This is a genomic window from Prosthecobacter sp. (assembly GCF_049294395.1).
GTDB lineage: Bacteria > Verrucomicrobiota > Verrucomicrobiia > Verrucomicrobiales > Verrucomicrobiaceae > Prosthecobacter.
This window is the reverse complement of record NZ_JBAQCR010000294.1, coordinates 1-14,680: the sequence shown is the minus strand read 5'-3', so window position 1 is coordinate 14,680 and position 14,680 is coordinate 1. Positions and strand designations below refer to the sequence as shown.

Sequence of the window (14,680 nt, the reverse complement as noted above, 5' to 3'; positions counted from 1 at the left end):
TCCCCGCATCACCCGCATCCACCGCACCGATCGGTGCGATCAAGTCCACGTTCCCCGGACGCACGCCCACCACCGTCGCCAGCACGCCGATGCCCCCCCCCGTCGCCAGACCCGCAAGGTCCGTCGCCACGTTCGCGCTCTGCGGATCAATCAGCACCCGCGTCGGCGGCGCGGACTGCACCGTCTTCGAAGACGACCCCGCCGCGATGTCTCCCGTCGTGGACCAGATCATGATGTCGCCGCCCTTCAGGGTGAAAATACGCGAGATCCCGATGTCCACGCTCTTGCCTGCAAAGATGTTGATGCTCCCGCCCCCTTCCGTGATGATCCCCGGTGGTGCCAGCGTGCTGCCGATCGTTGTGGAGGCCAGTTGCAGCCCCCCTTGCGGCGCCAGAATGCTGATGTCCCCGCCGCTCCTCGTGCGGATGTCACGCGCCTGCGTCTGGATGCTCCCCTCGCTCGTCGTCGGGAACAGCTTCGCGATGGCCGCATAGCCTTCGGCATAAGTCCCCACGTTCGGACTGTCCGGATCATTGTGGTCACGCCCTGCATCACGCAGCGCCAGGTAGAAGACCGCCATCGCCAGTTGCTTCTGCTCGTCCGCCGTCAGCAGCGGATCATTCAGATTCACCGAAGCCACGCCCAGGATTTCCGCCAGCTCCGCCAGATAACGCGCACCCGTCGCCGTCGTGGAAATGTAAGTGATGAACGCCCCAAAGTCCGGTGTCCCACCGCCGATGCCCACCGCCGCCGCCCCCATGCCTGCACCCACGATCAAATCCGCTCCCGCAAACGGCAGATAAGGATTGCGCCCGTTGCCGATGCTCGTGATCCCCACGCCCGTGCCGTCCTTGTCGTTCGATCCCGTGCCCAGATTCAGATTCCGCCCCGCCAGCACCTGCAGTGTCCCCGGTCCGCTGATCTGGATGTCGCCCGATTTCGGCGTCTCGAACGCGTTCGGCAGGTTGCCTTTCGCCACCGCCAGGGAGCGCAGCGCGGAGTTCGCATTGTAGGCCACGATGTCTCGCCCGCTGGACACCACTGAGACGTCCGTGGTCTGGGTGTTCTGGATGTAGAAGGCAATGTCAGTGATGTCACGTTGCGCCAGGATTTGCGCCAGCTTTCCAGAGAACAGCGTCAGACCGGAGATGTCGCCCCCGGTTGCATAAACCAGCAGCGGGTTCGCGTCGTTCGCATGCAGAAGTCCTGCCGCATGCAGCGCCTGCTTCGTCTGGGTGGATGCATAGATCCCGGACGTCGATCCCGATTCGGCAAACAACGTGTCGATCGTCTGTAGAAAGGTGCTTCTCGTGGTTTGGGCAATGGGGTTGTTGAAGGCAGTCGGCGCGGCCGGGTTGAAGTAGGTTTGATAATAGGCATACGGCGTCAGCACTCCGGGAATGGATGCCGGATTGGCATCCGAAAGGTTCACCGAGGCGGAAGTCCACACCGTGGTCTGGCTGTTGGAGATGATGCTTGTCGAGACGCCATTGGGCCGCAGGCCGTTCACCGCGCCCGCTGCCAGCAGTTCCAGGGTGCCCGTGGCCGACGGCGAGAGAGTGAGGGTGCCCGTCAGATTGATGTCTCCGGAGAAGGCCGCTGCCTTCAGGCTGCCAGGCATCAGTGTGGTCAGCGTGCTGAAGGGGTCCACGTTGGTTTCCGCCAGTCTCAGCCAGGGCTGGTAGTACGCCGCCGAACTGGCGTTGAGCAGCAGCGAGTTACGCAGCCACAGGCTGAGCATGCTTTCCGGCGTGGTGGAGTCCGGCACCGTTGCGGCCTGCCGGATGGTGATGTCGCCCCCCAGCGAAGTCACGGCTACACTGCTGTCGGACGCATAGGTGGAGAAGTACGTCTTGTACCAATGTCTGTTGGTCACCCCTTGCGGCATCAGGAAGGTGTTTGCCACGGGGCCCAGCAGCACATCGCCACGCGCGCTGACCGTAAAACTGCTTTTGCCCACAAACAGGGTGGTGGGCAGCCAGGTGGCTTCAGGGTAGATGCTTGCCGCCGACCCCAGGAGGCCCAGAGAGGGGGAACGCGTCGAATTGGTGGTGATCTCTCCACCTGCGCTCAAAGTGCCGGTGCCGCGCTCAACGTAGTAAACGCCGCCGTCAATGTTGCGGCCCGCCTGCACCACCACATCCCCGCCGCCAAGCTCCAGCAGAGTCGCCGCGCTGGGCGTCCCCCTCGCCGCACGGGCGTTGGTGGTCGCGTGTGCGCTCACATTCTGCACATCATGTCCTGCCTTCAGCGTCACATTGCCACCGCCCAGCGCGGCCACGCCGTCAAAGAAGTTGCTGAAGTTGATCCACCAGGTCGTGGACGAAGCCACGTCATTGACGGTCTGCGGGATGCCGTTGGAAACCCGCGTGGTTCCATAAATTCCCGCATCATTGACATACCCTCGGCGCATCAGCCAGTTGTTGGGCAGTTGACGCTGCGAATCCATGATCAGGTTGCCCTGCGAATCCTTCGTCAGATGGATGATGTCCCCCTGGGCTGACACATCCACATTCCCCCCCGCCATGCTGTATTGGGGGGCGTAGAGCTGCTGCACTGCGCCCAGCGAGGTCTGAGGCAGCGAGGTCACAGTGACGATGGGAAGCACAAAGTCACCGGCGGCGAACACCGTCGTCGCCGCCGCCACCGCCACCCCTGCGGTGTAGATGGTGGCAAACTGGTTCAAAAGCTGCACATCCCGTCCGGCGGCGATCTCAATGCTCCCCGTGCCCGTCCGGATCACCTGAAAGCGGTTGCTTGTCGTCGTGTCCGTCGTGGTCGAGGTGCTGTTGTTGGGATTGATGGCCAGCCGCGTCACGGCGCTCTCACCGGGTGACGAGTTGAGCCCGGAGCTGGTGGGAATCGCCTGTCCCGCATCTTTGCCCAGAAGCAGAGATCCCGAGTTGGCTCCCAGGCTGCTCAGCGCCACGACTTCGCGGAAATTCGATGCCGAGAAATCCGCTCCCGCCGCCATGCGGTAGGACCACGACTGGTTGTTCAGCGGGCGCAGGCCGCTTTGTGCCATCAGCGTGGCCATCCACATCCGCTCGACGACAATGCCGGTGGTCGGCACCTGAAAGCCATCGCTCAGCGTGTTGTAGAATTCCAGATTGCCCGCCGCACGCAGCGTCAGCACGCCCGCCGCACTCTTGGGGCCATAGCGGAAGGTCGCAAGGTTCCAGTCCTCCGCAGCCGCCGAGGTGGCAGTTCCCAGCGTCAGATTGCCGGTGCGGTTGATGATCTCCGCCCCCGGCGCCAGCACATACACGGAGGACAGCCCTGCATTGTTCGCCAGCAGCCGGTTGGTGATGCTTGTATAAGTGGCCGAGGTGCTCCCGGACGCGCCCAGAAATGCCTGCGCATGGGTGTTGATGCTTGACTGCGTCGAAGAGGAAATCGCCACACTCGCTCCGCTTGCGCCCGTCAGATCATAGATGCGGTAACCTTCCACCGTAATGCTCGATGCGTCCACGATGCTGCCATCCACCGCACTCACCAGAATGTCATTGATGCTGCCGGACTGCGAGTTGTTCGTCGTGTTGATCTGCGGCGCACGGATGTGCAGCGTGCCGCTGAATTTCCCCTGAAACGCGCTCGATCCCACCACCGTGGCAGCACCCGCCACCTTGGAGGCCACCGAGAGGTCGATCAGCGTCCCTGCCAAAATCGTCACCTTGTCAGCGGCGTTCACACTGTTGGCGTTTGCCCCGCCCAGCACACTGCTGGTGCCGATGTAGCCATTGCGGTCCGTGCCGGATTCCAGCGTCACAGATCCTCCCTTGCCGGCACTGTTAAAGTCGGCCGCCGCCACGCTCAGCCGCGCCCCAAAGACCAGGCTCGTGCTCGTCGGCACGGCCGCCGTCACATCCTGGCTCAGGGTCACCTGATTGCCATTGATCGCGGTGACGTAGGTCCCTGCGGCAATGTTCGTACCGCTCACCGACTGCCCCACGGAGACTCCCGTCATGTTGCTCACCGTGATGCTGCGGCTGCTTCCCACCACACTGCCACCTGTCCCGCTCAGCGTGTTCAGCGTGAGGCTGCCATTGGCAGACAGTCTGATCGTGCCGCCCGTCGCCCCGGAGGCGTCGATGGCGCCATTCACCGTGATCGATCCCTGATCCGCTCCCAGATAGAATTCGTGCGCGGTCACCAGGCCCTCAATCGTCACATTCCCGCTGCGCACACGCACATCGCGCCTTTGCGTAAATGACCCCGCGTTGAGCTTGTCATTCAGCGCACTGAAGGAGGGCAGGGCGCTCACATCGATTTTGGCGGAGCCTGCCGTGCCTGCGATCCCCGCCTGTCCCGTCAGGGCTCCGTTCAGACTCACCTGCCCATGGACGGCGCTGGCGGTAAACGTCCCCCCGCTGCCGTAGGCCGCCGCTGCCACATTGATGCTCCCGAACGAGTTCAGCGTCACGTTGCCGTTGTCCGCTGTCAGGATCACCTGTCCCGCATTCGTGTAGCGTATCTGGTCAAAGAAATGCCGCACACTGCCTCCGGCGTCCAGCCTGCCGCTCACACTCACATCTCCCGTTCTGGCATGCAGGGAAATCTGGCCGCTGGGCAGCAGGATGGCCGTGCTGGCCGTCACGCTCGCTCCTTCAAACGTCACCTGCGCACCGAGTCCCAGGCTCGTCGGCGTCGCCAGCGGGCCCGTCGGCTGCGTCAGGCTCAGGCTCCCTCCCGCCACCAGCCTTTGCGTTGCGTTGCTGCCGCCGGTGATGAATGGCGTCACGGCATTCAAGTCGCCCTGCGCGGTGAATGATCCCGCTCCCTGCATCAAGATGCCGCCGGAGGCATTCAGTGCCACCGTCGAAAACTGCGCCACCGCCAGCGCGTTCTGGCCGATCGTGATCGTCGCGGCCGTGATATTCAGCTCGCCTGACATCGTGCCCGCCGTGCCGGCCGTGCTGTTCGCACTGTTGTCCAGCAGGATGGCGGATGCCGTCAGGTTGATGCTGTCTGCGCCTTGGTTGAAGCCGCGAATTTCACCCGCATGCAGCGCCAGGGTTCCCGTGCTGGAAAAGGTGCCCGTGCCATACAGGTCGATGGAGGTGTAGCTCAGCAGCGAAAGCGCTGCGGTGTTTTGCAGGCCCGCCAGGGTGGTGCCACCCAGCACCAGGCTGCCGGTGGTCTGCAAAGCGCCGGGGGTGGTCAGCAGCACGGAGATTCGGCCGCTGTTCAAATTCACCGCCTGGGAGGTGAGGCTGGCGCTGTTGTCCAGCGCGGTCACATTGCTGGAGTCCAGCGTGATGCTCGCACCACTGATTCGCACGCCCGCCGCCACGTTCAGTTGCGGCAGTGCCGAGGTCGTCACCCCGGTGCGCAGCGTCTGCGCCGTGGCCACACCACTGACACGCACCAGCGAGCCATTGCCGCTCAGGTTCAGAGAATCAGCAGCGGTCTGGGTGCCGGTCTGCGTGATTGTCGCATTGATGGCCAGCGTGATCGTTTGCTTCGCTGCCAGGATGATTTCAGTGCCAGTCAGGGCCACCCCGGCATCCAATGTCACCTGGTTGCTGCGCGCATTGACGGTGCTCGTGCTGGTGCCAAAGGTGCGGTCCCCGCCGATCAGCAGGCTTTCCGCATTCCACCCGCTCAGCAGCGTGGCGTTCAGCACCAGCTTGCCGCTCTGTGCCGGCGCACCCGGTGCTGCCAGAATGATGTCCAGCGGGCTGCTGACGTCCACCCGCCCGCCACGTCCGCCCTGCATCCCGCTGGCTGAGACATTCCCGTCCAGCTGCATGTTTTGCTGGGCGCCGATCAGTGCATAGCCCGCGTCCAGCGCCGTGCGTGAAACCGGCAGGCTCAGGCCCTGCTGTGCGGCGGTGATAAAGGTTGTCGCCGAATAATCGGTGTACTCCGCACGTGCCTTCACCACGCTTTGCGGGGCGATCTCATACTGCTGGTACAGGCTGCCCGAGACCGATGGGTTCAGACTGTTGAAGACGTAGCCGCTCGTCATCACCGCCCCATCAGGCTTCACCAGCGCATCAGTCGCGGTTCCCGCACTCGGCGTGATCAGCAAGGCCCCCGGCAGCAGCGCATACCGCGCAGGCAGCAGGGTGTAGGTGCCCGCCGCCACCAGTGAGTTGCCCTTGAGGTAAATCTGGTCTCCCACTTTCAGGCTGTCATTCGCATAGCCCTTGTCTCCGCCCAGATTGCTGGCGTTCACACTCGACGTCGAATAGGGCGCGTAAGGCGCGGCCAATGAGCTGTAGCCCGGAATGATCGCAAAGACTCCGCTCGAAGCGAGGATGTCCTGCGTGCCGCCATTGCCTGACACCCATCGGTAGCCGTACAACCCGCCCCCGCCTCGAATGTCCAGCACCGATCCCGCCTCCGTGCTCACGTTCGTCGCAGACACTCGCACCGACTTGTCCGGCACGCCGATGCTCGTGATGTCCAGACCGGTGGGGTCGATCCACACGCTGCCATCCTTCACCAGACCATAGGGAATCTGCACCCCAAGACCCGTCTGCGGATCAATGGCTGAAACAGACGTCACGCTCCCGCTGCCAAGCGTGATCTGCTGCGTCACCGGCACGCTCACATTCGTCACCAGACCTTTGGGCGCCGTGCCTGTGCCATCCCAGCCGAGGGTGATGGTCCCAAACGGCGCGCGCAGCGTGCCCTTCTGCGTGATCGTCGCCGCATAAATGTTCAGCCTGCCACCGCCTGAAAGTGGGAACTCCGGAGTGCTGCCGGATGACGCAATCGTCACCGAACCATTGCCCCCGGCATGATTGTAGGCCGTGATGGTGAAGGTGGAGGCCGTCGTCGGATAAATCTGCCCCGCCGTGATCGTCAGATCACCCGCGATGTCGAAATACCCATTGCCGCGCAGCTCCTGCCGGGCTGTCAGGCTCGCCTGGCCGATGTTCTTCAGCGAAAGAAAGCCCGTCTCGATCAAATCAGCCACCACTTCGAGTCTTCCGCTGCCATGGCTCGGACCGAAGTAGCTCGGGCTGTTTCCCAGCCCTGGATTGGAAACAATGAACGGATTGACCAGCTCCTCGTCGCGGGTCGGCTCTCTCAAAGGTTTGCCCAGGGTCACATAGGCTGCGGTCAGACGCACCAGATCATTCGCTGCGATCACTCCGCCGTCCGCCACTTTCAAATAGCCCCTGGCTGTCACATCGACCGCGCCGCTGAACTGCACGTTGCCTTCCAGATTGAGTGAATCAAACCCGCCATTGAGAAACGAGTTCGCCCCAAAGTAGCCCTGGGCTGTGATGCCCGACCCCGAGGCGTTCACCAGTGATTTGCCCACCACATCCTGACCGCTGGCAAACACCGGCTGCGTGAATGCCCCCATGTCCTGGGCCACCATCAGCGTCGTGTCCTTGTCATCCCTCGCAAAACCCGGCAAGATAAACAGACCGGAGGTGACGGTCAGCACACCTCCCTGCGCGGTGCTGCCGCCGGCGTTCCCCACCAGCGTTGCATTCGAGAATAAAAACTCCCCGCCGTTCAGTTCAATCAGCCCTCCATTGCTGTCGACCCGGACCGCAACGGAGCTTGCCACCGAGTTCAGTCCGGAGACAGAATTCTGCGCCGCCACCTCCAGCCCGGCTTCCGCAGCCAGCAAATCCAGCACGCTGCTCGTGCCGGAGACATTCAGAACCGCCCCGGCATCCGCCACGATGTTTCCTTCCACCTTGATCGTTCCACCGGCATGCACCGTGCCCACCCGCCGGCCATAGATATCCGCCAGCAGCACCGTTTTGCCTGCGGTCGAGACACTGCTCGTGCTGCTCAAATGCACGGTCGCAAACGCCACGCTCGAATTCCCATTTTCAGGATAGTGGTTGGCTCCTTTGATCGTGACCGTGCCTCCCGGTGCCACGATGCTCCCTCTCATCTCAACGGTCTGCCCGTGCAGCGTCACGCTCCCAAGCGCATCCGTTTCAATCAGCGCCCCTGCTCCCATCACGATGTTGCCACGCACCACGAGCTGGTTGTCCACAAAATTCGTCACCCCGGCCGCTTCGAAGTCCAGTGTCACTGGGTTGCGGTAGCCTTCTGGTTGCAGCAAATGCGTGAGCATGATCGCGCTCTTTCCGTTCTGCTGTTCAATGCTGGCCTGCAGGCTGCTCACCACCGGCCGGATCACCACGCCCGGCGTGATGAGAATGGCGGGCGCAAAGGTTTGCGCACCGGCAGGCGGCGTGATGTCTGAACCAAGTCCGAGCAGTGTAAACTTGCTGAACCCGCCCTGGCTGAAAAAGCCTGCTTCCAGCAGCAGCGTGTTCGGGTAGGTCGCGCTGCCTCCCACCTGGATGGTCGGGGCTTTCAAGGCCAGCGCGCCGCCCGTGGAGCCAGAGTAGCCCTGCAGGGTGCCGTCAAGTGTGAGGTGCCCGCCCACCAGGGATCCGATCAACGGGTCATTTCCAGCCTGGATTGAAAGGCTGCCGCCTGCTCCATACGTGATCGCCTGGCTCGCTGTCAGTCCGCCTGAAACATCCACCAAACTCCCCGCCGCGAGTTCGGCTATGTAGCCTTGAATGCTGATGCTTCCACCCTGCGTCGTGCTGCGGTATTCGATCTCACCGCTCGCGTTCCTGGTGGCGACGAAATGTGGCACCGTCAGGGGTGCGGCTGCATCTCTCCGGTCGTTGATCACCAGCCCGGCGGTGCTGATCACCGCAGTGGCTCCCACCGTCACCTTGCCACGGGTGGCACTCACGGGTGGCACCACGGCATATGATCCCTGCGCTTTCAACAGCGCCGTCAGGTAGGGCGAGATGTTGTAGGCGATCAGTTCCAGTTTTCCACCCGGCGCAGACAGCGTTCCTTGGATGTTCACATTCGCTCCGTATAGCTGGATCGTACCACCCGCTGCGGCTGTCAGCGCCACATTGCTCGGCAGGGTGATGTCCCCGTCACCGTTGTTCACCAGCAGCGAGCCAAAGCCCTGCGTGGTCAGCAGCTCTGGCGAAAGATAAACCGTGTCCCGCCGGTCCTGCCGCAGCGCCAGCGGTGCTCCGCTGCCATTCAGCGCAAAGGCATCGGCTGCAGTCTGCGTGACTCCGCCGTTCCGAAACTCAATGGCGGGGGGCGTTGGAGAATAGGTGGGGAACCGCAATGGCGCCCGGCTCACCTGCTGCGTCTGGAATGCCAGGGAAAGGCTGCTCTGCTGCGGCGCTGTCTCCAGCTGCTGCGGGCCAATGATCGTGTTTCCCTTCAAACTGCCATCCAGGGCCATGGCTGCCGCGGCAATCTCAAGGCTGCCTCCGTTGCCCCCGCTGCTGTATCCATTTTCATAATGGCTTGGCGTGGCAAATATCCCGGTCGTCGTCGCCGTGGTCCCCCAGCGCGTGTCTGTGACGGACGTGCTGCCCGTGTAGATGCCGGCATACGCCACGTTCGGATCTGCTTTGGCGATGTCCACCAGGTTTCCCCCCACGGCCAGCAGCGTGGTCGCCACCGTGCCTCCGCTGAAGTCCTCATAGCCGCCGGATACATTCACCTGCGCCCCCTGCTGCATCACCACCGAATCACCGGCTTTCATTGTCACCGTGCCCCCGGCGGTGGTCAGTTCCCCGACCGTCCGGTTGATGATGCCGAGGTAGCCTGTCAGGTTTGCCAGCGGCGTCCCCACCCATTTCGTGCCATCGCTCCGCACTCCCTGGTTGCGCAGATCGACGGTGATCGTTTCTCCCCGCAGGCTGCCATTGCGCTGCAGCGCCGAGTCCGCCAGCTCGTTGGCGCGCAGCGTGATCGTCAAAATGTATTTGGAAAGGTTCGTGGCTACTGCCGTTGACCCCGCGACATTGATCACCGCTCCCTGATCCATGTAAATCTGCCCGCTGGAGGCCACAAACTCCAGATCCGTGTTCCCTGGGGCCATCAGCAGATCCCAGATGCCCGCGCTGATGCTGACGTTGGCGTTGGGTGCCAGCACCACCGAGTTCTGCCCGAAGTAAACACTCAGCCCTTGGAAATTGATCTGCGATTTCAGCGCCAGCTCCGTTCCCACCACCGTTTCCGTGCTCGCCCATTCCGGCAGGATCTGCGTCACCGAACCGCTCCCCACGTTCACTTGTCCCGTCGAGTTCGCCGACTGGTACACAAACGGTCCGCCCAGCGTCGGGTCCGAGGAATTGTAGTTGATGTTCGGCACCGCGTTGTAGTTCGCCAGCAGGTCGATCCGTCCGTTCAGCGCCACCGAGGTGCTGCTGTCGATGAACCCGTTCTGGTTCACGACTTTGCCAGCAATCTCCACACTCCCGCGCGGCGCTTCGATCAGCCCCGCGTTCGTCGCCGTTCCTCCATAGCTGCCGACATCTCCCACATACACATCCAGCCCGCGCAGCGATGGATCCTCCGAACTGTGCGCGTCAAAGCCCACTTCCATCCCCGCCGCCAGGATCGTCTGCCCGTCCGGCGTGCTGATCGTCCCGTTGTTCGTCACATTCGGCCCCACCAGCACCACCCGCCCGCCGACATTCGCGGAAGACGTCGGCGCGGTGATCTGCGCCCCCGCCTGCACCGTCACGTTGCCGATTTTCCCAAACGCCGGCACCGAAGGCGGCGTGAAGGCCGGTGTCGGTCCCTTGGTGCCTGCTGGCTGTGCGTTGGCCGAAAAGAGGAACTGTGAATCCGGATTGTTCAGCAGCCCGCGCGTCACCAGGTTGTCATTCAGCGGCAGCGCGGACGCCACCATCGCATGGGTGTTCACCTCGCTCGCTCCACCGAAGATGATGCCGTTCTGATTGATGATGTACACCTGGCCCTGCGCCTCGATGGAGCCCAGGATCTGCGTCGGATTGCCCGACGGGTCCGTGATCTTGTTGAAGGCGATCCACGTCCCCGCATCCGCGCCGCCCGCGCTTTGGTCAAACTTCACCGTCGTGTCACTGCCCACGTTGAACGTGTTCCAGTTCAGCAGCGCCTGCTGCTGCGTCTGCTGGATCGTCACAATCGTGTGCGCGTTCTGCAGCGACTGCGTCGGCGCATTCGCCCCGGTCGGCGCACCATTGATGTCCAGCCCGCCCACGCCCAGACCATTGGGCACATCCGGCAGCGTCTGTCCGGGGAAGTTCGGGTTTGCTCCCGCATTCGTCGCTCCCGCTGCTGCGGCCCGCGCGGCCTCCTGCATGGCGTTCACCGCTTCCAGCGCCATCGAGTTGCGCGTCAGCATGTCCTGCGCGTTTGCATGCGCCTGCGCCGTCGCCGCTGCAGTGTCGATCGCATTCGCCGCTCCCGGCGCTGTCGCAGCAGGTGTTCCACCGCTGCCACCACCACCCGTGGCGATCCCGATGTTCGTGCTCAGCATGTCCGCGATCAGCGGCGTCGGTGCCACGCCTGTCAGAACAACGAGCACATGCACCAGCAGCACATGCGCGCAGGAGAACCGGTGCGGTTTGGAAAAGATAAGGGGGAAAAGCTTCATATCGGAGACATTCAAGGTTTCACGCCCGCGTCGTTTGACGGAGCATTTTGCAGTAGCTTAGACAGCGCGACCTCGTTGATGGCCACAGGGTGATTGTGCAACACTTCCGACACATACGCCTGCATGCTGGCGCTGCTCTTTTCATTGCGCATGCGCTGCGCCAGCTGCACCCGCACCTGGTCAAAGATCGGCGTAAACGGCTCTCGCACGTCCAGCACCTTGAGAATATGCCAGCCGTCCTTGAGCCGCACCGGGGCGGAAATCGCGTTCACCTTCAGCTGCGGCAGCTGCGCCAGAATCTCCGGCTGGATCTGCTGCTCCTTGAGCCAGCCGATCTCCCCGTCGCGTGATGCGCTCTCTTTCTCCTCGCTCATCTCACGCGCCACCTGCGCAAAGCTGGCCGGCTTCTCCTTCAGCCGTTGCTGCACCGCCTTCAGCTTCTTCTCCGCACCGGTTTCTTCGGCCACATAAATCTGCGCCAGCCGGAACGACCTCGGCACCGTCAGCGCCGCACGCCCGTTCTCATACGCCGTCCTCAGTTCCGCTTCGCTGGGGTACGACTCCGGCGGGCGGTTGAGCGCCTTCAAATAACTGTCCGCGATCGCGGCCTCACGCGTGCTCTTCAGCAGCGCCACCGTCCCCGGCTCCTCCTCCCATTTCTTTTCCAGCGCCTCCTTCAGGATCACCCGCTGCACCAGCATGGATCTCACCAGCTTGTTCAGCGTCGCAGTGTCACGTGCCAGCGCCTCCCGGTCCACACTGCCCAGCGTGCCAAAGGAGGCCAGCACCTCGCTCTGATGCAGCTCGATGTCTCCGATGCTTCCCACCACCGGGTCGCTTTCTTCTGCCATTATAAGGCTGTTCAAGCCGCAGCAAAGCAGCACGCAAGACCACAGGTTTGAGCGCATCTTTTTCATGTCAGCGTTTGGCGGGTGCCTGCACTTTGGCAGGGTCATCTTTCGGTGCAGGCTTCGCGGCGGTCTTCGGTGCCTCGTCAGGCTTGATCTTGCTGTCCACCAGCTTGTCACCATAGTCCTGCACCAGCGTCTCCAGCTTCACCCGCATGTTGCGTGTGAACGGCTCGCGCGCGGCGATGGCCGTGCCCAGTCCAAAGCCCTCATACTTCGACAGGATCTCGCTGCCCACCTTGAACAGCTCGTCATTCTTGCGCTGGTAATCCGCCAGCTTGCGGTCCTGCAAAATCACCCGTGCCGAAAGCTCCGCACGCTGCGCGTCCACTTTCATCGCCGCTTGCTTGAGCTTCTCATGCCCGGCCTTCCAGCTGGCCAGCGCCTCCTGCAGCTGCGCCTTCTCGCGCTCCTCCTCCATCACCTTCGCCTTCAGTTCCGCGATGGCTTTGGCATCGGCGTCCTTCTGCGCGTTGCTGTCCTTGGCCAGCTTCTTGAACTCCGCCTCCTGCTTCTTGACCTTCTCCTCCAGCTCCAGGTTCGCAGCCTGCAGCGTCGCGCGCTCAGCCTCCGTTTTCTGCTGCTGGATCATCACGTTGCGCAGCTGGTCGCGCATGCGTTTCAGCACGGCCATGGCTGGGTCCGCCTCCTCGGCGGCATGAGTGGCGCCGGTCATGAGGCCGGCAAAGGCGATGAGGGATGCAATGCGTTGCTTCATAAAATTAGAATCGGGCGGTGAGGTCAAACATGATCACGTCGGAGCGGAGCGCCGGTCCCGCGATCTGCGCGGCGGCCATGTAGGAGAGGTGGAGCGCGGTCTGTTTGGACAGCGCCAGCGCCGCGCTCAGCGTGTAGCCCTTCATGTTCGTGCCGCCGCCGCCGAAGTTCGAGTCCGTGAATCCGTCCACCACCGCGTCAGACTCCACGTAGCGGTAGCCGACGCCGAATGCCCAGTCGCCGCGTTCGTTGAACAGCGTGGTCGGCTTACCAAAGTTCACGCCCATGTACCACGCGGTGTCGCCGCCTTCCCAGTTGCCGGTGCCGCCGCTGCGGTTGTTCACCACCGGGTCAGCCCGGTTCAGATTGCGCATCGCAGTCTGGTCGAGCCCCACGTTTTTCACAAACTCGCCCAGCAGGGACACCTGCAGCGGCCTCATATGATTGAAGTCCAGACGTCCCGCCCAGGCGATCTGGCGGAACTTCGTGGCCAGACCGAAGTATTGAAACTGCGCCACCGTGCCGTTCAGGTTGCCCCCGGGGGATGCTCCCGCCGTCGGGGTGATGTTGCGGATCTTCCGGTACGTGTTCCCCTTCTGCGCAAACAGCGGCCGGCTGTTGTCAGTGTCGCCAGCGTCGTTGACGGAGGCCGGGACGAACGGGCTGGAGAATCGACCTTCGATGTTTTCCCAGTCGTAATACGCGAGGCTCATTTTGCCCTCGATGTCATCGGTGACCTTGAACTCCACGCCAAACTGCGCGGCGAAGAGGTACTTGTCATAGCTCTGTCCCTTCGTGGTGCTGTTGTCAGGGAAGTTGAGCGCGCTGTTGAACACGGCAAACGCACCGCCGCTCAGCCACGTCTTGAAGTCGGGGTTCCACGTGCTCTTCAGCTTGAAGGCCGCGCCATCCAGCGCCACGTCTTCATCCCACATGATTTCACTGGACGTCATGAACAGGTTGTCAAACCGGCCCAGAAACATCGCCACATCCGTGTTCTCTGTCAGAGACGCCTCATACTTCACAAACGCGCGGTCCAGCCACAGCTGATACTTGGAAAAGTTGCCGCCCTGTCCGCCAGGCCCCGCTGCTGCCATCGCCTGATTGGTGGACACCGGCGTGTTCGTGCTGCCCGTCGCAAAGCGGATGCCGGCGGTGAAACCGTCCTGCAGGTCAATGTCAAAGCCCAGGCGCATCCGCATCAGGTACGTGTCACGGCTCTTGTCCACATTGAGCTGCGGCGGGATCAGGCCCAGGTTATCAACCCCGAAGTTAAACGGCTGCCCGCTGTTGATCGCGTTGAAGTTCGGGAAAGCTCCCGTCGTGCTGTCATTCCCCTTTGGAAAGTTAAAGCCCTGGTACATCGTGCGGATGTCCCCAAACAGCTTGATCCGCTGCGTCCATTCCGGAGCGGAGTTCGGCGCCGCCCACTGCTGTTCGCGCGCCTGCGCAAAGACTTCTGTGCGCAACTGGTCGCGAATCTGCGCCTTCACAGATTCAGGGATGTACGTCACGCGCACCTCTTCAGCGTCCGGCTGCACCGGCGGCATCGCGGTTTGCGCGGCCACCGCTGCCTGCGTCTCCGCCAGGGCTTGCGCCTGCGCCTTCGCAAAGGCCGCATCCTCTTCCGCGCCCTTGATCAAATCAGACG

General features: G+C 62.8%; 4 protein-coding genes. All 4 read right to left on the bottom strand.

What is annotated here, in order from left to right; genetic code table 11:
- The coding region (locus WAW39_RS19720; protein WP_422320877.1) for a filamentous haemagglutinin family protein at nt 1–11,404 on the bottom strand (11,404 nt) is incomplete at its 3' end.
- An 11-nt stretch (nt 11,405–11,415) separates the two neighbouring features.
- Nucleotides 11,416–12,255: a peptidylprolyl isomerase gene (locus WAW39_RS19715; RefSeq protein ID WP_422320876.1), complete on the bottom strand. Its 840-nt coding sequence runs from the start codon at nt 12,253–12,255 to the stop codon at nt 11,416–11,418.
- Nucleotides 12,256–12,322: 67 nt separating this feature from the next.
- Nucleotides 12,323–13,030, bottom strand: a complete 708-nt coding sequence (locus WAW39_RS19710; RefSeq protein WP_422320875.1) for a hypothetical protein — start codon at nt 13,028–13,030, stop codon at nt 12,323–12,325.
- A gap of 4 nt (nt 13,031–13,034) precedes the next feature.
- Nucleotides 13,035–14,680: putative porin (locus tag WAW39_RS19705; RefSeq protein ID WP_422320874.1), on the bottom strand; the 1,646-nt coding region annotated here is incomplete at its 5' end.